At 37.9% G+C, this 22,911-nt stretch carries 19 protein-coding genes; 15 read left to right on the plus strand and 4 right to left on the minus strand.

All coding sequences use genetic code 11. The features are described from left to right. Window positions 1–162 precede the first annotated feature (162 nt). The 9 genes from ORQ98_RS19650 (at window position 163) to ORQ98_RS19690 (ending at window position 11,191) form a co-directional block, all read left to right on the plus strand. Window positions 163–2,409: a purple acid phosphatase family protein gene (locus tag ORQ98_RS19650; RefSeq protein WP_274690523.1), complete on the plus strand. Its 2,247-nt coding sequence runs from the start codon at window positions 163–165 to the stop codon at window positions 2,407–2,409. Window positions 2,410–2,560: 151 nt separating this feature from the next. Further along, a complete protein-coding gene (locus ORQ98_RS19655; RefSeq protein WP_274690524.1) occupies window positions 2,561–3,766 on the plus strand; it encodes a HupE/UreJ family protein in 1,206 nt (401 codons plus the stop codon). A 200-nt stretch (window positions 3,767–3,966) separates the two neighbouring features. Beyond that, on the plus strand, window positions 3,967–4,491 hold the full coding sequence (locus tag ORQ98_RS19660) for a GspH/FimT family pseudopilin (RefSeq protein WP_274690525.1): 525 nt from the start codon (window positions 3,967–3,969) through the stop codon (window positions 4,489–4,491). 31 nt (window positions 4,492–4,522) lie between these two features. Beyond that, complete coding sequence (gene pilV, locus ORQ98_RS19665; protein WP_274690526.1) at window positions 4,523–5,119, plus strand: type IV pilus modification protein PilV; 597 nt, start codon at window positions 4,523–4,525, stop codon at window positions 5,117–5,119. After that, complete coding sequence (locus ORQ98_RS19670) at window positions 5,116–5,928, plus strand: PilW family protein (RefSeq protein WP_274690527.1); 813 nt, start codon at window positions 5,116–5,118, stop codon at window positions 5,926–5,928. Before pilV ends, ORQ98_RS19670 begins: the two co-directional genes overlap by 4 nt. A gap of 23 nt (window positions 5,929–5,951) precedes the next feature. Then, entirely contained in the window at window positions 5,952–6,407 is a 456-nt protein-coding gene (locus ORQ98_RS19675; RefSeq protein WP_274690528.1) for a pilus assembly PilX family protein, read from the plus strand. A 59-nt stretch (window positions 6,408–6,466) separates the two neighbouring features. Next, window positions 6,467–9,535 (plus strand): pilus assembly protein, encoded by a 3,069-nt coding sequence (locus tag ORQ98_RS19680; RefSeq protein WP_274690529.1) that lies wholly within the window; start codon window positions 6,467–6,469, stop codon window positions 9,533–9,535. 50 nt (window positions 9,536–9,585) lie between these two features. Then, complete coding sequence (locus ORQ98_RS19685) at window positions 9,586–10,011, plus strand: type IV pilin protein (RefSeq protein ID WP_274690530.1); 426 nt, start codon at window positions 9,586–9,588, stop codon at window positions 10,009–10,011. A gap of 241 nt (window positions 10,012–10,252) precedes the next feature. Continuing rightward, a complete protein-coding gene (locus ORQ98_RS19690; RefSeq protein WP_274690531.1) occupies window positions 10,253–11,191 on the plus strand; it encodes a pyridoxal-phosphate dependent enzyme in 939 nt (312 codons plus the stop codon). Between the two features lie 215 nt (window positions 11,192–11,406). Here the strand turns inward: ORQ98_RS19690 and ORQ98_RS19695 are convergent, their stop codons facing one another. Continuing rightward, a complete protein-coding gene (locus tag ORQ98_RS19695; RefSeq protein WP_274690532.1) occupies window positions 11,407–11,955 on the minus strand; it encodes a gamma carbonic anhydrase family protein in 549 nt (182 codons plus the stop codon). Window positions 11,956–12,120: 165 nt separating this feature from the next. On the opposite strand from ORQ98_RS19695, the gene prlC reads away from it, so the two are divergent. Beyond that, on the plus strand, window positions 12,121–14,151 hold the full coding sequence (prlC, locus tag ORQ98_RS19700) for an oligopeptidase A (RefSeq protein WP_274690533.1): 2,031 nt from the start codon (window positions 12,121–12,123) through the stop codon (window positions 14,149–14,151). A 4-nt stretch (window positions 14,152–14,155) separates the two neighbouring features. Continuing rightward, complete coding sequence (locus tag ORQ98_RS19705; RefSeq protein ID WP_274690534.1) at window positions 14,156–14,422, plus strand: YheV family putative zinc ribbon protein; 267 nt, start codon at window positions 14,156–14,158, stop codon at window positions 14,420–14,422. Between the two features lie 148 nt (window positions 14,423–14,570). Here ORQ98_RS19705 and ORQ98_RS19710 read toward each other — a convergent pair whose 3' ends face one another. Both ORQ98_RS19710 and ORQ98_RS19715 read right to left on the minus strand, forming a co-directional pair. After that, entirely contained in the window at window positions 14,571–15,212 is a 642-nt protein-coding gene (locus ORQ98_RS19710; RefSeq protein ID WP_274690535.1) for a hypothetical protein, read from the minus strand. Window positions 15,213–15,985: 773 nt separating this feature from the next. Next, on the minus strand, window positions 15,986–17,299 hold the full coding sequence (locus ORQ98_RS19715; RefSeq protein WP_274690536.1) for an MATE family efflux transporter: 1,314 nt from the start codon (window positions 17,297–17,299) through the stop codon (window positions 15,986–15,988). Between the two features lie 1,004 nt (window positions 17,300–18,303). Here ORQ98_RS19715 and coxB point away from each other — a divergent pair. The 4 genes from coxB (at window position 18,304) to ORQ98_RS19735 (ending at window position 22,579) form a co-directional block, all read left to right on the plus strand. Beyond that, a complete protein-coding gene (gene coxB / locus ORQ98_RS19720; RefSeq protein ID WP_274690537.1) occupies window positions 18,304–19,434 on the plus strand; it encodes a cytochrome c oxidase subunit II in 1,131 nt (376 codons plus the stop codon). Between the two features lie 19 nt (window positions 19,435–19,453). Beyond that, window positions 19,454–21,046 carry a cytochrome c oxidase subunit I gene (gene ctaD, locus ORQ98_RS19725; RefSeq protein ID WP_274690538.1) on the plus strand — a complete coding sequence of 531 codons (1,593 nt, stop codon included), beginning with the start codon at window positions 19,454–19,456 and terminating at the stop codon, window positions 21,044–21,046. Between the two features lie 9 nt (window positions 21,047–21,055). Beyond that, on the plus strand, window positions 21,056–21,625 hold the full coding sequence (locus tag ORQ98_RS19730) for a cytochrome c oxidase assembly protein (protein WP_274690539.1): 570 nt from the start codon (window positions 21,056–21,058) through the stop codon (window positions 21,623–21,625). Window positions 21,626–21,688: 63 nt separating this feature from the next. Continuing rightward, entirely contained in the window at window positions 21,689–22,579 is an 891-nt protein-coding gene (locus ORQ98_RS19735) for a cytochrome c oxidase subunit 3 (RefSeq protein ID WP_274690540.1), read from the plus strand. An 83-nt stretch (window positions 22,580–22,662) separates the two neighbouring features. On the opposite strand, the gene ORQ98_RS19740 is transcribed toward ORQ98_RS19735, so the two are convergent. After that, window positions 22,663–22,881 (minus strand): twin transmembrane helix small protein, encoded by a 219-nt coding sequence (locus ORQ98_RS19740; protein WP_274690541.1) that lies wholly within the window; start codon window positions 22,879–22,881, stop codon window positions 22,663–22,665. Window positions 22,882–22,911: the final 30 nt, after the last annotated feature.

Raw genomic sequence — 22,911 nt, forward strand, 5'->3', positions numbered from 1 at the left:
CAATAGTTTTCTCTGTCAGATGACTCCTCTTCTCACCAAACTGACGTATAACTGTCATTTAATCAGCTTCTAGCTGTAATGCTGCTCTGCTAAATATAGCAATTGCATGAAAATAAAAACTATAAAGCATTCAACTACATCTGATTATTAAAAGAGAAATATATGAAAAAATTACCATACAGAGTGATATCTGCAGGAATGATGACTCTGTTGTTATTGCTTTTATCAAAAGCATCCATTGCAGAAATCAAACCTTATTTACAAAGCCCTAAAGAAAGCTCTATTTGGATTTCTTGGAAAACGGCAAAAGGGACTGAGTCATTAGTTGAATATGGCTTGAGTTCATCTGATTTAAACCAGAAAGCGACTGGTAACAATCAGCTACTTGCTATTGGCTATCGATATCATGGGGTTCAACTTACTGGTTTGCAACCAGATACATTGTATCATTATCGAGTTAAAACAGGTGAAGAGTATTCAGCTGTACATCGTTTTAGAACACAGCCGAAGATTGGTGAAAGATCCGGTCATTATCGTATTTTAGTAATGGGAGATCACCAAATTCGTAATCAAAATCGCTATGAGCAGTTAGTGAAAGCAGCTAAAAGTAAGTTAGAAAAAAAATACTCTACTCCTCTTGAAGAAAGTATTAATTTAGTACTTAATGTTGGTGATCAGGTTGATGTGGGTACATTAGACCATTACGAAAATTTACATTTTGCCCAGTCGGCAGCCATTTCTCCTAATGTGCCCATTATGACGACAGTAGGTAATCATGAATATTACTCTGATGGCAATTTGAAGAACTATCGTGCACACTTTTTCTATGATGGCTTGAGCTATCAAGGTATTTCTGGTGCAACAAATGAAAGTTATTATGCCTATCAACAAGGTCGTTTATTGATCATTCACCTTAATAGTATGAAAACTGATTCCACACAGAAAAACTGGTTGACTCAAGTGTTGAGTAAAGCAGATGTGGATAACAGTGTTGATTGGATAATTAGTGTTATTCATCATCCTTATCAGGCAGAACAGTACATCGGTGATATATCAAAAACCTTAAGATATGAGTGGATGGAAATTTTGTCCAGTACTCAAAAACATGTGTTGAATATTAGTGGACATCACCATTTGTATGCTCGTGGTCAAACCCGTGAATGGCCCATTTATCATGTGATTTCTGGTGGTACTGCCTGGGATCAATATTGGGGGCAATCTACGGAATTGGATTATGATGATGTACAAAAAACCATTGCTAATTGGGCTTGGCAATTAATTGATATCAATTTGGCTACTAAGGAAATGACAGTAGAAACTTACGCTGAGGGCCATCCATTATTATATAAAACAAGAGGACTTCACTATAATAGTCGCCTGATTGATACCTTTTATCGTAAGCTAGATTTAGTAAAACCCAACCGTCCAATCATTGTGAATAGTATTATCGATTCCATTAAGTTGCCGTATACTTTTAGAAGCTCAGCATTTAGCAGTATTGAAGTAGAATCAATCAATAGCACTCAGTTTCAAATTGCTACTGACACTGAATTCAAACAGCTTAAAATTGATAAAATACGGGATTTTGAAAATATTTATGGTGATACTGGCGCACCTGACTATGAGCCCGTAGATATTCATGCAGGGTTGGATATTTTAAACTGGACAATCCTGGAGCGGGATTTGCCTAATGGCCGTTATTTTATCAGGGTAAGACATAGAGATAAGAATGTGCAGTGGTCAGAGTGGTCTGCCGCTAAACGTTTTACTGTTACAAATAGTACTGATGGTGAGACGGTTATTAGCATAAATAAAACCAAATATCGTATAGGTGAGGCTGTAACGGTTACTTATAACAATGGGTATAGTACTACAAAAGACTGGATAGGTATTTATAAAAAGAACCAAACACCAGGATCAGTTTCATCCACACAATGGGCATATACAAATAAAGCATCTGGGCAATTAACATTTAATGGTTTGGTTGATGGTGAGTATTATGTAGGATTTTTTTCTAACGATGGTTATAAGGAGCTTGCCGATCGAGTTCATTTTTATATTGGGCCGGTAGTAGAGCTTAAACTGGAACAAAATACCTTGAATGAGGACGACTCGGTTGTGGTGCGCTGGTCTGGATCGAATGGCAACAACAAGGATTGGATAGGGGTATATCAGGTGGGGGAAGTGCCTGGCGAACAGGTTTCGAACCACTGGCGTTATACGCCAGCAACATCAGGGGCAGTAAATTTTAAAGGATTAAGCCAAGGCAAATATTTTGTCAGTTTTTTTAGTAATGATGGCTACTTAGAGTTGTCTGAGCGAGTAGAGTTTTCAATGGAGGAAGATCATTCGGAAACAGTAAACCCTGAAATGCCAGAGATATACCCAATGCGAAGGGTTTTTAGGTGAGGCCATCAAGTGACGAAGTCCCATGAGCCTATATTCATAGGTGATTGGGGTGAGGAGCGATGATAACAAAACCTAAAAATGATTCGCGACGGGTATAAATATACAACAGCTCAGTTTACCCTAACTCAATTTACTCTTAGTAGAAACAAGAATGATTAGAAATATAATAATTTTTAGTTTGCTTTGGGCTGTTTCCTTGATAGCTTCAGCTCATTTAAGTGGATTTACCGATACCTCTATTCAAATTGCTAAACCTGGGGTAAAAATTATTTATACCTTGCCGAGTGATAATCTCTTGGAGCTTGATTCTAGTAATAATAAAACAGTTGCTCCGCCATCAAGCTATATGCCCTCTATAACCAATGGTTGGGGAGTTTTTGCTAATAAGCGTTCCTGCTTTCTGCTCAGTAGCATAGCAAAGGCATTACCAAAAATTACTGCTTACCAGTACACATTGAATTATGAGTGTCCACAGGGAATTGATGAGTTGTCAATTCGTTACAATCTATTTACTGAACAATGGCGTGGCCATCAGAACTATGCTCGAATTTTTATGGCGGATAGCCGTATGAGAATGCGGTTTACATTTGATAAAAAAATATTGGTTCTTCCAGTAAAACAGTTACTGAATAAATGGGGCAAGTCGTTAACAACAGCATTTTTTAACACTGACCCTCACCGTCAGTTACAAGTAGAGAGTTGGGGAGATCCTTTCAGTATAAAGGAAGCATCTGCTCAACAGATAACTGAAGCTGTTGAAGAAGTTATACCTGGACAAAACTATAGCAGTATTGATCCCTCTTTTATTTGGTTAGGTATGACACATATCTGGCAAGGATATGATCATGTATTATTTATTATCTGCTTATTACTGATCCCTTGTGCATTTAAACAGCTATTACTATGGGTAACTTCATTTACCTTGGCACACTCGATTACCTTGGCACTGTCAGTGTTAGGTGTACTTTCCATTCCTCCCACGATTACAGAGCCATTGATTGCACTAACAGTTGTAATACTGGGTATAGAAAATCTTTACTATTTATACCGACAACCGAAAGACGATGTAACATTTAAACAACGTTATCGCAATCGCTGGTGGATTATATTTTGCTTTGGCTTGATACACGGCGTAGGTTTTAGTTATTTGTTACAAGAGTTAAGTGGTGATGAAGATATATGGGGAAGATTGTTAATGTTTAATCTTGGTGTAGAACTGGGGCAAATAGCTATAATTGTTTTATTATTAATTCCTATATATGCAATGTTTAAATGGAAGTATGGTTTGAAGATAGGTGGTATCTCATCATTATTAACTAGTTTGATGGGAGCTATATGGTTAATACAACGAATTTAACCTAGCCAGAATTTTTAATACCTAATGAAATATTTTGGCAAAATCTTAAATTACAGGCTCCTTAAATTTGGTATATAGATGTTGCATTCAATTCTATCAAATAACTGAACTCACTTCACATAATGGAATAGTCAGTAATTTCCTTTCAAGTAATTAAGGCTAACCTTAATTATAGGCATGACAATACATGGAATTGTGCTATGAAAAAGGAAATTTCTGGCTTTACTCTAGTAGAGCTACTCATCACGCTTACCGTGCTTTCTATTACGGTTAATTTTGTCGTTCCAAGCTTTGATAACCTTATTCGTTCTTATAAGCTAAGAGCTGAAACAAATAATCTAATTTCAAGTCTTTATCTTGCTAAAAGTGAAGCATTAAAACGTAATCAAACTATTACTATTGGTGTTGCAGGAACTAAACAGAATCGTTGGGAAGATGGTTGGCAAATTTACACAGATGTAGAAAAAAATGGTAATACTGATTTTAATCCAAGTGAAGATAAGTTAATTAAAAAAATAATAGATGTAAAACAAGGTATTTATATTGCCTCAAATTCACAGCTGAGTAATTATATTAGCTTTAGACATAATGGCATGTTAGCTGGAGCACAGCGTCAGATTTCTTTCTATGTCTGTAGTATCAATGAGAATGATAAAAACAGAGAGGTGATGGTTAGTTTAATGGGGCGTCCTTCAGTAAAAATAATTGGAAAATGTCCGGTGTAGACTTTATAAAGAATAATAGGATGGCTCAATTATGAAAAGCTTATACCATCAAAAACGATATCAACAAGGTGCTACATTTATAGAAATATTAATATCTATTTTTGTACTGGCTATAGGCTTGCTAGGACAGGTGATGCTACAGTCTAAGGCAATGAATAGCACATTTGATTCATCTCAACGATCACAAGCAATGTGGCTAGCTCAAGAAGTAGTTGAGCGGATTAGAGTCAACTCTATAGGGCTTGAGAAAGGATATTATATTGAAGCAATTAACCAATACAATAATGGCTGTAAAAAACAAACTAAGCCCAGCAAAATGTGTAGTGATTACAGTGATAATTCAGGAAAAAGTTCAGGTTCAAGTTGTAGTTCAGAAGAGCTAGCTTATTTTGATGCCTGGGAATTAATGTGTGGTTATGATAATAACACTAGGTCCAATTTAAGTGATACACTGGCAAATTTAACAGCAGAAATTACCTGCGACAATGGAACAAAAACAGCAAATTGTCCAAGTGGACTCTACAATGTAGAAGTTAGCTGGAATACCCTATTTAATAAAAAAATATCTTCTAAAAATAAGAACTATAAAAACCTAACTGGAAAAGTAATGATAGTGGTTAACTTATGAATAACAAAATAAGCGTTTTATATAAGCCATTAAAAAATAAGCAGCAAGGACTCTCACTTATTGAACTAATGATTGCAGTATTGCTTGGTTTAATCTTAATGGCTGCAGTTTTACAAATTTTTCAGTCAATTAGTTTAACTTTTAAACATAATGATCAGCTGGCGCGCATTCAAGAAAATGGCCGATTTTCATTAGCACTGCTGTCCCGAGATATTCATATGGCTGGTTACCGTAATCCAGATAAAGGTGAGCTGTTAAATTATTTCTATGCAAAAGAAACGAATGGATGTAAAGCAACAGACAAATTTTGTACAAATGATGGTGGGCCTAATCAAAATGATCGCATAGCTGTTCAGTTGGAAGCAATAAATGAAACTGATTGTACAGGGTATAAGGTAGCCAGTGATAAAGTTGTAGTAAATGTATATTACTTGGAAGCACTAGATAATATTTCAACACTGCATTGCCGAGGTTTTGATCCAGATACTAAGACATGGTTGTCTGATCCTGCTCCACTTATTGCTGGAATAGATGCATTTCAAATACTTTATGGAATTGCAGGAGATGATGGCTATGTCGCTCAATATATTAATGCTAATAGAGTGAACGACTGGTTGAAGGTTAGAGCGGTAAAAATTGGTATGTTAGTGAACTCTGGCGAAGACAATGGCTTTGCAGGAGTAAAAGAACGAAGTTACTCTATATTAGATAGTGGAAAACTCGTATTTAAAGATAATAAAGCACGGTATATATACAGCACAACTTTTACTATTAATAACGCCAGTTTGGATATGATTGGAAGTATTTAACTAGCAATAAAGGACTATCAGCAATGAAAAACTCTATTAAATCACAACAAGGAGCTACCTTAGTTATATCACTTATTATGTTGTTATTATTTATGGTGATTAGTATCAGTGCTGTAAAATCAGCAAATGTTGAAGAGCGTATGGCTAGCAACTCTCAGTATGATATAGCCATATACCATGCTGCTTATAGTGTACTCCAGCAGCATGTAACAAACTTAAAGAAAAATAATAAGCCTTTTGTTGAGGCATTATCAGCTAGTAATCAAAAGCAAAAGCTCGTAGATAAACTAACTATAGAAAAGGTGGAGCGTGATAGTGAGTTAGAATATTTATCAATGGGGGCGCCACCACCTCAATTTAGTTTAAGTAAAGACTATGCGGGTTATCGCTATAAGCTACAAACTAAAGCTAAGATAAAAAATATAGGTGCACTATCTACTCAAACAGTAGGGTTAATGCTAGCAGCACCTAAATCATAGTATCCTATTCGCTAAGAAATCAAACTAAAGGATAAAATAACTCAGGCCAGGAGAGGCTAATGAAATCGACTAACTTTAAACTACATTACCTAGCTCTTAGTGTAAGCTTAGTGACTACTAGTCTATCTGTGGCTGATGATACAGAGATTTTTTTTAAGAAAAATAATGATAATAAAATTAGGTCTAATGTTTTGTTACTGTTAGATACATCAGGAAGTATGGATGATCCTACAATAGTGCCTCCATACGCTGAATATAAGAAAAAATTTAAAATTAACAATGGAACTAATCCTCATCGGCCAAAATATAACTCGAAAAAAAGAGACTACACGTTAACTCGTTTGGAAGTAGTTCAGGATGTAGCAGCTAACTTAGTTGAGGTTACTAGTGGAATTGATATTAGTTTAGCGAGATTTGATGCAAAAGGTGGTTACTCAGAAAAAGGTAGTGAAGGTGGGTTTGTTAATTTAGCAGCAGAAGAAGTTAGTAAAGCAAGATCAGATTTTCAGACAAAAGTTAATAAGTATGAACCAGCAGGCTGGACACCTTTAACTGAGTCAATGCATGAAATGTTGCAGTACTTTTTAGGCGGCTCATTAGTCTATGGTAATAATAGTATACCCGACAAAAGTACACCCAATTCAAAAAGTGGTAATCAATATATATCTCCTATTAAACATCAATGCCAGTATAATAATTTAATTGTGTTCACTGATGGTAAACCAACGAAAGATACATCTTCTAATTCTAAGATTAGAAACCTTATTTCCAATAGAAGCTTACCCAATGGTTTATATAAAAATTGTGGTTATAACAGCAATGAGCTTCCTAAAGGAAATGATGCGAGTGGGAGGTGTATGGATGAACTTGCCTGGTATATGAAAAACACCGATATGGCAGACCATATCGATGGTAAGCAAACGGTTTCTACATACACTATCGGGGGGTTTGGCTTAGGTGGGGATGCTGTAAAGTTATTAAAAAGCACTGCTCATCATGGTGGTGGGAAATACTACTCTGCTGATGATGTAGAGGGATTACAAAAAGCATTAGAAGATATTATCAGTCGTGTTTTAGATATTAGTACCTCTTTTGTTACCCCTGCAGTCACCATTGATTCTTTTAATCGCTTACAAAACAGCGATGAGATTTATTACACTTTATTCAAGCCAGATAAAGGCCCTCGCTGGAGTGGAAATTTAAAGCGATTTAAATTGAATGATAACAATGATGTAGTTGATGTAAATGGAAATAAAGCACTTAATAATGGTGGATTTAGTAAAGATAGCCAAAGCTATTGGAGCACTGAAAAAGACGGTGCTGATGTACTTAAAGGAGGTATGATTAGTCAACTAGGGTTAAATCGCAATATATACACCTATACGGACTCAATTCCACCGAAAAATGTGTTACTAACTACGTCTGCTAATGAATTTCATGAAAATAATAATAGTTTGACACTTGAACTAATGGGTGAAACGGATGCTGATGGTAGAAAAAATAGCATTCAATGGGGAAGAGGGGTTGATATTTACGACTTAGATCAGGATGGTAAAAATGATGATATTAACCAACGGATAGGCGACCCGTTGCATACCACGCCGAGAGTAATCAATTATTATAGTAATGCTAATAGTCAAACAAAAGATACTACAGTATTTTTTACCACCAATGAAGGTTTTTTACATGCTATAGATGCAGCAACAGGCAAAGAAGAGTTCAGTTTTATACCACAGGAGTTATTACCTAATGTTACGGCTTATCGTCGTAATGAAACCAAAGACAACCAGAAAAAACTATATGGCTTAGATGGCCCCATAGAGGTTTGGCATTTTGATAAAAATAATGATAAAGATTTGCTGATAAGTAATAATGGTTCGGCTGATACTGATGAGCATTTATATTTGTATTTAACTATGCGCCGGGGTGGTAATAATATTTATGCACTAAACGTCACTAATCGCCAGTCACCTATTCTTGAGTGGGTTATTAAAGGGGACTTAGACAAAGATGGCAAAGCTGATGAAACTGGAGACTTTAGAGAGTTAGGACAAACTTGGTCTAAACCAACTATCGCGAAAATAAAATGGAAAGGAAAAGATGAACTAAAGACTGTATTATTTTTTACCGCAGGCTATGATCCAAGTCAAGATGGAAAAACGACTATGGCTCCTGACCAAATTGGCCGAGCCATTTATATGGTTGATCCTGAAACGGGTGAAAAGCTCTGGGAAGCATCAGCACAAGCTAGTGCTAATGAAAAATTAACAGAGATGAAATACAGTTTCCCTGCTAATTTATCGCTGGTTGATATTAATTCTGATGGAGCCGTTGATTATTTTTACGCAGTAGATATCAGTGGCCAGGTATGGCGGTTTGATATTAATCAAAAAAATAGTGGTAGTAATAACTTTGCTAAAGGGCATCTATTAGCTAAGCTTGGTGAGCCTACAGGCACTAGTATACGTCGTTTTTACTCTGCAGTTGACCCTTCATTAGTACAAAAACGTGGATCAAATAATAGTTATATTGCGTTATCAGTTGGCTCTGGCTTTAGAGCTCATCCGCTTGATAAAACCAATGCGGATCGTTTTTACATGGTTAAGGACTATCGACCATTTGGACCCATTATTAGTGGCAGCTTGGTTACTGTAACCGAAAGTGACTTGTATGATGCTACTGAAAACCTTATCCAAGACGGAATAGATGATAATGCTAAACAACAAGCTCGGGCTGAACTAAATGCTGCAAAAGGATGGTTTATCAGACTAGAGCATGAAGGTGAAAAAGTATTAGGTGAATCGACTACTTATGCGGGAGTTCTATTATTTACGACTCATCAGCCTACTACAGCACAACAAAGCAACGACCCTTGCAAACCTTCTGCTGGCACAGGTTTACTTTATGCGGTTAATTTGCAAGATGCGACAGCAGTAGTGCCTTCAGGTAATAGCAACAAGCCAGGCAAGAAAAGACGTCACTTTATATTAAAAAATGGTGGTATACCTGGTACACCTGGTGTTATTCAAAGAGAAGGTGATCCAGTTGTTGCAGTAGGTACTGAAATTAATACAGATGCTTTAGAAGAGCGAGATACTTTGTATAAAACTTTCTGGCGGGAAGAATAATTGTATAACAACAGTTGGTGATACCTGATATGGAATAACAGGGCATGAATATGGACATCCAGCTTAGTAATAGCTCAGGCTATACATTGATAGAGGTGTTAATAGTAGTGGTTATTTTGTCATTACTGGCAACTGTTGCCGTACCAAGCTACCAAGAGCATATGCAAAGAACCAGGCGTGCTGATGGCAAAGCAATGCTATTTGAAGTCATGCAAGCTCAGGAGAGGTATTTTACAGAGAATATAAAATATACAACTAAACTGAAGGACTTGGATTACAGGGCTGATACAGTAGCAAGCCATGAACAGTTTTATTTAGTTTCGGCAATGACATGTGATGTTACTCCGCCAATGTCTAATGATATTAATGAGTGTGTAAAGCTAGAGGCAAGACCAGTAGGAGCACAAACTAAAGATGGAAGTCTGTTCATTGATAGTTATGGCAATCAACTTCCAGCTGATAAATGGAGCCGTTAAGCAAAAGTCATACATCAAAGGATGGGGTAACGTACAAATTATATACCCAAAGCGAAGGGTCGTAGGGTATAAGTCAATAGTGGCACAATCACTGTTAGTTTAGGGTAACTGTGTTTATTATTTGCTCTTATGAATGGTGAAGTTTTTTATTTGCTGAAAATCACCTTTAAGGTAAATTTAGAGCTAGGTACTATAAACACTCCATTTCGTGCTATATTCGTTTCAAGCACAAGGAGTTTTTATGACTGAACAGCATTTCTCCCCTCTCCATTGGCAAACCCCTGTTATTCATCATCAGCGTTTGAGCCAGCAGGCGCAAAAACAAATTTTGCTGAAAATGGAGTGTTGGCAACCAACAGCATCTTTTAAAATTAGGGGTATTGGCTTAACTTGTCAGCATTATGCGTCACAAGGTGTTAAACACTTTGTTTGTGCTTCAGGTGGGAATGCTGGTTATGCTGTTGCTTATGCTGCTCGTCAATTGAATATTCCTGCAACAATTGTCGTACCTGAAACGACACCTGAACATGCACGCGAGTTAATTGAAGAACAACAGGTAGAGCTTGTTGTGGTTGGCAAAGTGTGGGATGAAGCCAATCAACACGCTTTGCAACTGGCTGAAGAGCCTGATACTGTCTTGATCCATCCTTTTGATGACCCTTTGATATGGCAAGGCCACGCCTCAATGGTTACTGAGTTAAAACAGCAGATTGAAAAGCCTGATGCCATTATGCTTTCGGTTGGTGGTGGTGGGCTGCTTAGTGGTGTAATTAAAGGCTTGATGATAGAAGGCTGGGAGGATGTACCAGTTATAGCGGTTGAAACAGAAGGGGCTGCTTCATTTAATGCAGCCATGAAAGCAGGTGAACCCATTACGATAGATAAAATTAGTACGATTGCTACTAGCTTAGGTGCTAGGCAGGTGGCAAAGCAAGCAGTGAGTGCTGCTAATGAACATACCGTCCACTCTATTACAGTGTCCGACCAGCAGGCAGTAGCAGCCTGCTTGGCATTTGCCAATCATCAACAAGTAATAGTTGAGCCTGCTTGTGGTGCCACATTATCTCCTATTTATTGTGTTGATGAAGTCCTGGAACCCTATGACAAGGTAGTGGCAATTGTTTGTGGGGGAATGACAATGGATTTTAGTACGTTATGCGACTGGCACTATCATTTTTAATGTTTTCTCCCAGAGCAGGGTGTTGCAAAAGGGTGTAGAAATTAAATTTAATGTCCAACATGGAGTACAGGATATTCTTCCGCCGTTCTTGAAGTGCCATCCCTGGCCCATCAAGAGCTGAAGCGACTTCCTTGTCGCAGCTACAGAACACCCTGTCACACCATATCCGCTAGCTTTTTGCAACAACCGGAGCTATGAAGTAAACGAGAGTTTATTTAACTCTGCGCTTGTTCCACCAAATATTGATTTTTCAGTTTCACATAGTTCTCTGCACTGTACTTAAAATAAGACAGCTCTTGTTCAGTAAGGGCTCTTACCTGTTTGGCTGGGCTGCCTACATATAAATAGCCACTTTCTAATGTTTTGCCTGGGGGTACCAAGCTGCCAGCGCCGATAACGACTTGTGACTCAACCACTGCGCCATCCATGACTGTTGCTTTCATGCCTACTAATACTTCACTACCAATGGTGCAGCCATGTAGCATTGCCAGGTGTCCAACAGTAACGTCATCACCAATAATTAATGGGTAGCCGTCTGGGTTATAACTGCTTGCATGAGTGATGTGTAAGATTGAGCCATCCTGAATACTGGTTCTGGCACCAATTGAAATAGAGTGCATGTCACCACGAACGACTGCTTGAGGCCATATAGAGCAATCTTCTCCAATGGTGACTTTCCCTATAATGGTGGCAGTTGGGTCGATCCATACTCTATCAGCTATTTCGGGACGATGACCTTGGAATTCGCGTATTGTAGTAGACATATCTTTTTATCCTTCAAGGAGTCGTGAAAGTCTCAGCATTCACGCCTCCCACCACTGCTTATTGAATAATGAGCCAATCAAACCCATTGTATCTTTTAATTAACCGCAACTAGTAAATGATTGTAATCTTTAAATAGTAGCTATCTTAGACTGATAAGGAACACCATGACTAATCCTCTGTTAAAAAGCCATGAACTGCCTCCCTTTAGTATCATTAAACCTGAGAATGTGGAGCCTGCCATTGATCAATTAATAGCTGAAAATAAGCAAGCTATTGATGAACTTGTTAAACAGGATTCTGCAGTCAGTTGGGAATCTGTGAATACTCCCCTGGAAGATATTAGCGACCGCTTGAATAAAGCCTGGTCACCTGTAAGCCATATGAATTCGGTAGTTAACAGCCCAGAGTTAAGAGAAGTCTACAATAACTGTCTTCCCAAGTTAGCTGAATACGGCACCTGGATTGGCCAGCACCAAGGGTTGTTTAAAACTTATCAGGCATTGGCTGATTCTGAAGAATTTAAAACTTTAGATGTTGCTCAACAAAAAGTGATCACTAATGCATTAAGAGATTTCCGGTTATCTGGCATTGCTTTAGAAGGGGAAGCTAAGCAACGTTATGGCGAGCTGAAAAAGCAGTTATCTGAAAAAACCAGCAAGTTCTCAGACAATGTGTTAGATGCTACTCATCATTGGGAAAAACACATTACTGATAAAAGTGAACTAGAAGGGTTACCAGAGTCGGCATTAGAAGTTGCAGAAGCAGCAGCCCAAACAAAAGAGCTAACGGGTTATTTGTTAACTTTAGAGTTTCCCAGCTATTTACCAGTGATGACGTATTGTGAAAATAGACAGTTACGGCAGGAAATGTACACTGCTTTTTGCACAAAAGCCTCTGATCAAGGACCAAATGCAGGTAAATGGGATAACAGTTCATTAATAGACGACATTTTAGCCTTGCGTCACGAACTAGCTCAGCTACTAGGTTTTAACAATTATGCAGAGCTATCGCTGGCAACCAAAATGGCAGAGTCTCCAGAAGAAGTGATGGAGTTTTTAAATGAGCTTGCTGCAAAAACCTATCCTGTCGCCAAGCAAGAATTTGCAGAGTTAACGGAGTTTGCCAAGCAACTGGATGACATTGAGCAACTCGAAGCTTGGGATGTGGCTTATTATGCTGAAAAATTAAAGCACTCTCGATATGACATTTCTCAAGAACAGTTGAGGCCCTACTTTCCAGCAGAAAAAGTAGTCTCAGGAATGTTCAAAGTAGTACACCAATTATTTGGTATTGAAATTGTTGAAGTTGATGGCGTAGATATTTGGCACAAAGATGTTAAGTTCTTCAATGTAACTCGCGATAATAAAGTGGTAGGTCAGTTTTTCCTAGATCTTTATTCTAGGAGTAAAAAGCGTGGTGGTGCCTGGATGGATGAGTGCCAAGTAAGGCGCAAAAAAGGCACTCAGGTACAGATTCCTATTGCTTATTTGGTGTGTAATTTTACGCCACCAGTAGGAGAGAAACCAGCGCTATTAACTCATGATGAAGTAACAACACTGTTCCACGAGTTTGGTCATGGGCTACATCATATGCTTACCCAAGTGGACTATATGGATGTTTCTGGTATTAATGGAGTGCCATGGGATGCAGTGGAACTACCCAGTCAATTTTTAGAAAACTGGTGTTGGGAAAAAGATGCATTAATGCTGATTTCTGGTCATTATCAAACAGGTGAGGTATTGCCAGATGAGATGCTTGATAAACTGCTGGCAGCGAAAAACTTTCAGTCAGGTATGATGATGGTACGGCAACTTGAGTTTGCTTTATTTGACTTTAAGTTGCACCTGGAACACCAGACAGGTATGGATGTTCAGAAAGTATTAAATGAAGTAAGACAGCGAGTAGCAGTTGTTCCTGCGCCAGAGTTTAATCGCTTCCAAAATAGCTTTTCACATATATTTGCAGGTGGCTATGCCGCTGGCTATTACAGTTATAAATGGGCGGAAGTATTATCAGCAGATGCTTTTTCAAAGTTTGAGGAGCATGGTATCTTTGATCAAATCACTGGGCAGCAATTTTTGGCCACTATCTTGGAAAAAGGTGGTTCGGAAGATGCCATGAAGTTGTTTGTGGATTTTCGTGGCCACAAACCTAGTATTGAGCCATTATTAAAACATAGTGGGATTACGCAATAGCAAAATGAGTATTAGTAAACGCTTTATCGCTGGGGCTGTATGCCCCCGGTGTGCAATGATGGACCGAATAGTCGTTTTCCAAGAAAATGATCATGAAGTGAGAGAATGTGTTGAATGTGGCTATACAGACAGTATGGCTACAATTGGCTCACCTGTTGAGCTGCCAACCCGAGTAAATCAGGCTGATGCTAGTTCTCAACCAGCCAGCCAGCCGCTTAAGTTTTATCCAAACCCAAAGCTTAAATCGAAACAACCACAGAAAAAAGCTTAATCTTTTTGGCAATTGATATTGCATTAAAAACCCTGCATTAGCAGGGTTTTTAAGTATATGCCTCTATATCAATCAGGATTCACTTTGAGGTGTTAGCAAAGTACCTAAGCAAATGGCATACGAAAAGTTATTAGTATAAAACTACTAATTATACTAAACGCAAATGGCGCTCTCGTAGTTGTAAACAAATACCTAATTGGGTACTAAAGCAAGGCCAGTTTTGCTCAGATAATGAAACTTGCTGTTTATTAATTTGCCTCTGATCAACAATTCGATATAAGTCAAATTGGCTGGCTGTTTCTTGCACCAGGCTCTCCAGTTGGCAACCATGTGCATCACCAAGCATGCCATAGATAATTAAATTGGCTTTGGTAATATCCATTGGCAAAATTGGTATCCCTGTTTGCAGCATAAATGCATCATTTAACTCTTCTAATAACCGATGAGCTAAATAAGCCTGATCCATTAATTGGTATAAATCTCCTAAATGATCAAAATGATATTTAGCTCTTACTTGCTTAGGTGGTTGCCTAAAAAAACCAGTGGCTTGTTTAACAACCGGTTCAATGACTTTAAGCAAGTTCTGCTTAGCTGCTGTATTTAAGATGTGTTCAATAAAGCCTGGTACAGCTTCAATATATTGAATCACAAAGTTAAAGAGGGCTTGATCTCCTTGTGCTTCAGGTAATTTGATGGTTCTATGTAACTGTTTACTTTGCACCGCTAGCTGAGCTACCCACTCGGAACTGACAAGGTTCTGTTCCTTAGCTTCAGTAATGGCTTGTTTCATACCACTCACTATCATAAGCATCACCGACTAGAGCCTAACTCCATTAAGGTCTAAAAATTAAACTGTTTGTAAATAATTAATACGTTGAAGCGGATTGCAAATTGCATAAAAAGCTAAATAAATAATTAGCATAAAAAACAATGGTTTTAACAAAAAAGCTATAAAGGAGCTTTAGAATTAGTATAAAACCTCTTGTGTACTGTATATAAATGCTAAATTTTAATAGCCTTTTGTAATATACTTTAAGCCAAACTTATGGCAGAGATTTTTTTTAGAATTAAATGCTATAAGTAGCACGTATTTAGAAAAAACGTAACAGGGAGCTAATCCCCTGGAATTTTATTTGATTTTTCTTTTTAACTCAGCGAAAACCAAACACCTCTATATTAAGTGAAAATCTGGTTTTCTTATTTTTTAAGAGGCTATTATCACGATCGTCCATAATGCCCTAACCACTCCCCTTGTCGTACTTGGACTCTACTTGTTATTTTGGGTTACCTGAATTTTTAATGAGGCTATGCCACTTCTAAAGTAGCTAAAATATAGTAAGAGATGACGAAAGATAATAATGATATCAGACGATATGCCTAGGATTCATTTACCCTACATTATTACCTACACGAGTATAAAACAAGTGTTAGCCTAATGATAGGCTATATGACCTCAGCGGCAAAATTTTATGAGCCTTACTCACGAGGACTGCTTAGAGTTTCCCAAAAGCACAGTTATGTAAGGTAGAAGGTGTACGATGTGTGATGAGTTATTAGAAGATATCAACAGGCCCTGATCCAAGCTTGTTTCTTGTTCATATAATAAAAGCCTAATGCTGCGAATAAGCTTCGTGCACTTAAAAAAGAAAAGAAAGCAAACCATAACCCTGTATTGTCTAGTTGCCTAGTAAACCACCAAACTGGTAAATAAATAAACAGGCTGCTAGCTAAAACGGTATACATCATTAAGTCTGTTCTTACTGTGCCAATAAATACACCATCTAACCAATAACTCCAAACAGTGACTAAGGGTAGCCAAATAAGCCATGGTAAATAGGTAATAGCTAGTTCTCTAACAGACTCAATATCAGTCAGTGAAAAAATGATCTGTTTGCCAAACAACCAAAATAAAAGCATAAAACAGACACTGCCAACAACAGACCAAATGCCTGTTGACTTAATTGCCAGGCGTAAGTAATCAAGGTTTTTCTCTCCAATAGCTTTACCAACCAGAGCTTCAGCAGCATGGGCAAAGCCATCCAAGCCATTAGAAATAATCAGCAAAAAATTGATCAGCAATGCATTTGCAGCCAGAATTTGTTCGCCTTGCCGTGACCCTTGAGCAGTGAAAAATGCAAAGCAGAGAAGTAGACATAGTGAACGAAAAAATAAGTCCTTATTAATCAGAAGGAGCTGTTTGATGCCCTGTAAATTAATGCTGACGAATAAAGGCTGACCCAGATTGCGCAATACATTATTACAGCAGATTAAACCGATGATGAGTGTCAGATAGTCAGCAGTTACCGTAGCAAACGCAACACCTGCAGTATTTAGTTTAAAAACCATCACTAGTAGAATGTCTAACACAATATTTGTTGAGTGTGCTATTACAGTCAGTAGTAATGGAACCCTGGTGCGTTGTACGCCAATCAACCAGCCTATCATCGTAAAGTTAATTAGTACGGCAGGTGCAGACCATATTCTAATCCCATAGTAAATGTTTAACTCGTCTAATACTTGAGCAGGTGGAGCAAAAAACAGTCTACCTAGCCATAAAATAATTGACTGACAACTAATCACAACAGTACCAATCACTAAAGCAATAATGATTGATTGGCAAAAGTATCTGTGAATCGCGGTGTAATTATTTTCGCCAAAAGCTTGGGCTACAACACCTGTCGTGCCCATTCTAAGGAAGCCAAAGCTCCAGAAAATAAAGCTAAAAATAGCAGAACCGATGGCAACTGCACCTAAATAGTAAGCTTCTGGTAAATGGCCCAATACGGCAGCATCGACTAACCCAAGTAATGGGGTAGTGATATTAGCTAACATCATAGGCCAGGCAATGGCCCATACGCTTACATGAATATTGCTCATATAAAGAATGACTTGTATTATTAATCGATAAACGAAGTTGCTGGATAATATAAGAAGAGTAACATATTTTTAATAAAACTGTTTTTTTATAATAAAATATTATTTGCAATATTTTCTCTCATAACTCATTGATTCAGCTCAATAATTTTTTTCTGAATGACTCTAAGATTAGTTTTCTGCGTTAACGCCAGTTGCCGTAAGAATGGGGTTCGTTATAATAAGGCAGTTGTATGGAATTGTGGGCTAAGTGTTTACTTAAGTTCAGTGACAAGCAGTTATGAAAATGATAAGCAATTGCAAAAATGAGAAAAATTGAAGTAACAGGCTATGCAATTGTGAAAATAAGTAGTTCTTACAAAAGTCAGCGACATTTTAGTTAACTTTTAGCAAGTATTGTTGCCATCGTGAAAATAGTATTTATTCGTTATGGTATGCGCCAGGTGATGGTGGTGATCCAAGATGATGGTTAAGCACATATTAATGGTTTGTCGTGTATGAATTAAGCAGGTTTAGCTGTGTAATTCAGCTACCAATGACAACCTTATAGCCCATCCGATGTAATAATAAGACCAATAATGTCGGGTTAAGAAAGTGACTAACAGCAAACAAAAATTTATACCGAACAAGTAGTATTAAGATATACCCAATGCGAAGGGTATATATGAAAGTAGTATGGAAGGGTATTGATAAGGTGTAAGCAAGCTTGGATTGCAAATGGTTTTTAGTAAAGCACAATAATAACTAATTGGTGTATTGGTCTTATCAAGGCAGGGTTGTGAAAGATAGTATGTTGATAAAGGTTGTCCTTTAGTAAAGATTGTGTCCTTCTAAAGCCAAATATTAATAAGTTAAATGTCTCTAACTTTAAAAGTGTCAATTGTCTTACCAAAGTGGATAGTGTGAACAACACAAATATTGAGTATTAAAGGTTTGGATACCAGTAAAAAATTCTCAAAGCGAGTATTAGCCTGCTAGCACATAAATATAATCAAGGGGCATAAGGAATGTTGTTAGGAGATAAACCTAAGCTAATAGCTGCTTTCAGCACGCTACTGGCATGTGGGTCGGTGTATGGGGAGTGGGGATATAACTTACCCCAAGGGGTTACTGAAGTTAGCCGCTCCATTTACGATCTTCACATGACGATTTTTTGGATTTGCGTTGTCATAGGGGTTGTGGTTTTTGGCGTGATGTTTTGGTCAATGTTAATGCACCGAAAGTCACTGGGTGCTAAACCCGCCGCTTTTCATGAAAATACTTTAATAGAAATAATATGGACTGCTATACCCTTTCTTATTCTGGTATCAATGGCTGTACCAGCTACACAAACCTTAATTCAGGTCTATGACACCAAAGAATCTGATATTGATATTCAAATAACTGGCTATCAATGGAAGTGGCACTATAAATACCTTGCTGATGATGTAGGCTTTTTTAGCAACCTTAGTACACCTAAAGCAGAAATAGCTAATGAAGAACCGAAAGGTGATCACTACTTACTAGAAGTTGATGAACCAATGGTTGTGCCTGTCAATAAAAAAATACGATTTTTAATTACGGCTAATGACGTTATTCACTCTTGGTGGGTACCTGACTTAGCAGTAAAAAAAGATGCGATTCCTGGCTTCATTAATGAAGCTTGGACGAGGATTGAAGAGCCTGGCATTTATCGTGGGCAGTGTGCTGAGCTTTGTGGTAAAGACCATGGCTTTATGCCAATTGTGGTTGAAGCAAAGTCAGCGGAAGATTATCAAGCCTGGTTAGTAGCTAAAAAAGAAGCTGCGGCTAAAGAACGAGAGTTACGAGATAAAGTTTGGACATCAGAAGAGCTTTATAGCCGAGGAGAAAAAGTATACATCAAGACTTGTGCAGCTTGTCACCAGGCTAATGGAGAAGGTGTGCCTCCTGTTTTCCCTGCTATTAAAGGAAGCAAGATTGCAGTGGGTGAGCCTCAAAAGCACATAGAAGTTGTCGTGAATGGTGTGCAGGGGACAGCAATGCAAGCGTTTGGCAAACAACTAAGTGAAGTGGATATTGCAGCTGTTATTACTTATCAACGTAATGCTTGGGGTAATAATACAGGTGATCAAGTAGTGCCTATGGACATTGTTAAGTTTAACGAAGCAGGACAATAAAAAGGATAGGAGTCAGCTAATGAGTGCCGTTATTGATGATCATACCCACACAGCTGATGACCACCATCATGGTCCTGCTAAAGGGTTTATGCGTTGGGTGTTAACCACAAACCATAAGGACATTGGAACAATGTACTTATGGTTTAGTTTTGCCATGTTCCTTACGGGTGGTTTGATGGCAATGGTTATTCGCTCAGAGTTGTTCCAACCGGGGTTGCAAATAGTTGATCCTGAGTTTTTTAATCAAATGACCACCTTGCATGGTTTAATCATGGTGTTTGGTGCAGTTATGCCGGCATTTGTTGGGCTAGCTAACTGGATGGTACCGATGATGATTGGAGCACCAGATATGGCTATGCCGAGGATGAATAACTGGAGCTTTTGGATTTTACCCTTTGCATTTTTTATCTTAATAAGCTCATTGTTTATGGAAGGAGGAGCACCTAACTTTGGATGGACATTTTATGCGCCTCTTTCTACTACCTATGCACCACCTTCAGTTACCTTCTTTATTTTGTCAGTACATATGATGGGGATTTCTTCCATAATGGGGGCGATTAATATAATCGCAACCATTCTTAATTTGCGCGCCCCTGGTATGACCATGATGAAAATGCCGTTATTTGTATGGACCTGGCTGATTACTGCATTTTTGTTAATAGCAGTTATGCCTGTCTTAGCGGGTGTCGTGACTATGATGTTGATGGATATTCACTTCGGTACCAGTTTCTTTAATGCTGGTGGTGGTGGTGACCCAGTACTGTTTCAACATGTTTTTTGGTTTTTTGGCCACCCGGAAGTATATATTATGATTTTACCTGCTTTTGGGGCTGTCTCTGCAATCATTCCAACATTTTCTCGGAAGCCTTTATTTGGTTATACCTCAATGGTTTATGCCACGGCTTCGATAGCCTTTCTGTCATTTATTGTTTGGGCCCATCATATGTTTACTGTTGGGATGCCATTAACAGGAGAGCTGTTCTTTATGTATGCGACTATGTTAATTGCAGTACCAACAGGGGTGAAAGTATTTAACTGGGTAACAACCATGTATCGGGGGGCGTTAACATTTGAAACGCCTATGCTATTTGCTATCGCTTTTGTCATTTTGTTTACCATAGGTGGTTTCTCTGGCTTAATGTTGGCAATTGCTCCTTCTGACTTTCAATATCATGATACTTACTTTGTAGTTGCACATTTTCATTATGTCTTAGTACCAGGTGCAATTTTTGGTATTTATGCAGGTATTTATTACTGGTTGCCAAAATGGACTGGTCATATGTACGATGAATTATTAGGTAAAACCCATTTTTGGTTATCTTTTATTGGTATGAACTTAGCCTTTTTCCCAATGCATTTTGTTGGTTTAGCTGGCATGCCAAGAAGGATTCCTGATTATGCTTTACAATTTGCCAACTTTAATATGATTTCCAGTGTGGGTGCTTTCTTATTTGGTGCAACCCAGCTCTTGTTCTTATTTATTGTTATTAAAACCATTATGAGTGGTAAAAAGGCAACACCTCAAGTTTGGGAGGGAGCAGAAGGCTTAGAATGGTCTTTGCCATCACCACCACCTTACCACACATTTTCGACACCACCTGATATAAAGTAGGTTGTTAAAATGAAAGTGGCACAACGGGCAATTAAAACAACTGTTATCAAACTAAGTCTAATTGTTGTAGGTATGTTTGGTTTTGGTTTCGCTATGGTTCCATTATATGATGTGTTTTGTGAGGTAACTGGATTGAATGGTAAAACCAATAGCGAAGCTTACCAATATCAAAGTACATCAGCAGTTGTTGATAAATCACGAAAGATTACTGTGCAATTTATCACTAACCTGGGTGAAGGTGCTCAGTGGGAATTTAAGCCTGTAGTGTCACAAATCAAAGTTCATCCTGGTCAGCTAAAAAGTGTTGAGTTTTTTGCTAAAAATCCTACAAATACGACCAGAAGTAGTCAGGCTGTGCCAAGTATCAGCCCATCTGAAGGGACAATATTTTTACAAAAAACAGAGTGCTTTTGCTTTGAGCAGCAAACACTGCAAGCGGGTGAAGAGGTTGTTATGCCCATGCGGTTTGTGATTGACCAAGAAATACCAAAACATATTAAAAAATTAACACTGTCATATACTTTATTTGATGTGACGGAAAGCTCGACAGAAAAAGTTGCGACAAATATGGATAGTTAATGCCTGGTAGAAGAGGCATAAAAGCAACATATAAAAAATACAATTAGATGGAGATTAGTGTAAATGGCGACCGAAAGCTCCTATTATGTACCGGCACAAAGTAAATGGCCAATAATTGCTTCTATTGGACTGTTTTTAACTGTATATGGCGCTGCCAGTTTATTGAATGATACTACTCAGAAAGTACAAGATTCTTCTGCGCATTGGATTTTATTTGCAGGCGCATTAATCATGGCTTATATGTTGTATGGCTGGTTTAGTAATGTTATTACAGAAAGCCGAGCTGGGTTGTATAGCCCTCAAATGGATCGAACTTTTCGTTGGGGGATGTGTTGGTTTATTTTTTCAGAAGTCATGTTTTTTGCTGCTTTTTTTGGCACATTGTTTTATGTTCGTACACTTTCTGTTCCTTGGCTGGGAGGAGAGGGCCATACAGAGATGACTCATAAGCTGCTGTGGCCAGAATTTGAAAGTGCTTGGCCGTTAATGAGTAATCCAGATAATGAGTTGTTTCGTGGTCCAAAAGGTGTTATAGAAGCCTGGGATATTCCTTTGCTCAATACCATACTGTTGGTTACTTCAAGTGTTACATTGACTTTTGCACATCATAAATTAAGAGAAAATGATCGAGCAAAAGTTAAAGGCTGGTTGATTGCTACACTAGTATTAGGTTACGCATTTTTATTCTTTCAAGTAGAAGAGTATATACATGCATACAATGAATTGGGTTTAACCTTAAATGCGGGAATTTATGGCTCAACATTTTTCATTTTAACTGGGTTTCATGGGGCTCATGTAACACTGGGTGCCATTATGTTAACTATCATGCTGATTCGTGTATATAAAGGACATTTTAGTGGTGAAAAACACTTTGCATTTGAGGCTTCCAGTTGGTATTGGCACTTTGTAGATGTTGTGTGGATTGGATTGTTTATTTTTGTTTATGTGTTTTAAATATTAGTCCTCTGTGAGGGTGCCATAATAAGAAGATAGTGAATCTAACCTCCCCCTTTGATAAAGGAGGAGGTAGGGGGTTATTAAAAAACATGTAACCAAGGTGATGAAGGGGCTATTTCACCTGTGTAGTAACCATAAATAAGTAGAAAAATAATCATAACAGTGAGAGATACTCTTAAAGTTAATGATTTCACTAAACGACCAGTTTTACTTTCATCATGAATAAGAAAGTAAAACCCAGCGAATAAGCTGGAAATAACAGCTAGTAATAAAATAATAATAGTGACTTTAATCCACACGCCAATAACCTGTATGTTTAATAATATAAT

Origin of the sequence: Spartinivicinus poritis (genome assembly GCF_028858535.1) — a bacterium.
In the GTDB taxonomy this organism is placed as follows: domain Bacteria; phylum Pseudomonadota; class Gammaproteobacteria; order Pseudomonadales; family Zooshikellaceae; genus Spartinivicinus; species Spartinivicinus poritis.

Coding starts and splice junctions, on each gene's coding strand:
- ORQ98_RS19650 (WP_274690523.1), top strand. CDS start 163: ATGAAAAAATTACCATACAGAGTGATATCTGCAGGAATGATGACTCTG.
- ORQ98_RS19655 (WP_274690524.1), top strand. CDS start 2,561: ATGATTAGAAATATAATAATTTTTAGTTTGCTTTGGGCTGTTTCCTTG.
- ORQ98_RS19660 (WP_274690525.1), top strand. CDS start 3,967: ATGAAAAAGGAAATTTCTGGCTTTACTCTAGTAGAGCTACTCATCACG.
- pilV (WP_274690526.1), top strand. CDS start 4,523: ATGAAAAGCTTATACCATCAAAAACGATATCAACAAGGTGCTACATTT.
- ORQ98_RS19670 (WP_274690527.1), top strand. CDS start 5,116: ATGAATAACAAAATAAGCGTTTTATATAAGCCATTAAAAAATAAGCAG.
- ORQ98_RS19675 (WP_274690528.1), top strand. CDS start 5,952: ATGAAAAACTCTATTAAATCACAACAAGGAGCTACCTTAGTTATATCA.
- ORQ98_RS19680 (WP_274690529.1), top strand. CDS start 6,467: ATGAAATCGACTAACTTTAAACTACATTACCTAGCTCTTAGTGTAAGC.
- ORQ98_RS19685 (WP_274690530.1), top strand. CDS start 9,586: ATGGACATCCAGCTTAGTAATAGCTCAGGCTATACATTGATAGAGGTG.
- ORQ98_RS19690 (WP_274690531.1), top strand. CDS start 10,253: ATGACTGAACAGCATTTCTCCCCTCTCCATTGGCAAACCCCTGTTATT.
- ORQ98_RS19695 (WP_274690532.1), bottom strand. CDS start 11,955: ATGTCTACTACAATACGCGAATTCCAAGGTCATCGTCCCGAAATAGCT.
- prlC (WP_274690533.1), top strand. CDS start 12,121: ATGACTAATCCTCTGTTAAAAAGCCATGAACTGCCTCCCTTTAGTATC.
- ORQ98_RS19705 (WP_274690534.1), top strand. CDS start 14,156: ATGAGTATTAGTAAACGCTTTATCGCTGGGGCTGTATGCCCCCGGTGT.
- ORQ98_RS19710 (WP_274690535.1), bottom strand. CDS start 15,212: ATGAAACAAGCCATTACTGAAGCTAAGGAACAGAACCTTGTCAGTTCC.
- ORQ98_RS19715 (WP_274690536.1), bottom strand. CDS start 17,299: ATGAGCAATATTCATGTAAGCGTATGGGCCATTGCCTGGCCTATGATG.
- coxB (WP_274690537.1), top strand. CDS start 18,304: ATGTTGTTAGGAGATAAACCTAAGCTAATAGCTGCTTTCAGCACGCTA.
- ctaD (WP_274690538.1), top strand. CDS start 19,454: ATGAGTGCCGTTATTGATGATCATACCCACACAGCTGATGACCACCAT.
- ORQ98_RS19730 (WP_274690539.1), top strand. CDS start 21,056: ATGAAAGTGGCACAACGGGCAATTAAAACAACTGTTATCAAACTAAGT.
- ORQ98_RS19735 (WP_274690540.1), top strand. CDS start 21,689: ATGGCGACCGAAAGCTCCTATTATGTACCGGCACAAAGTAAATGGCCA.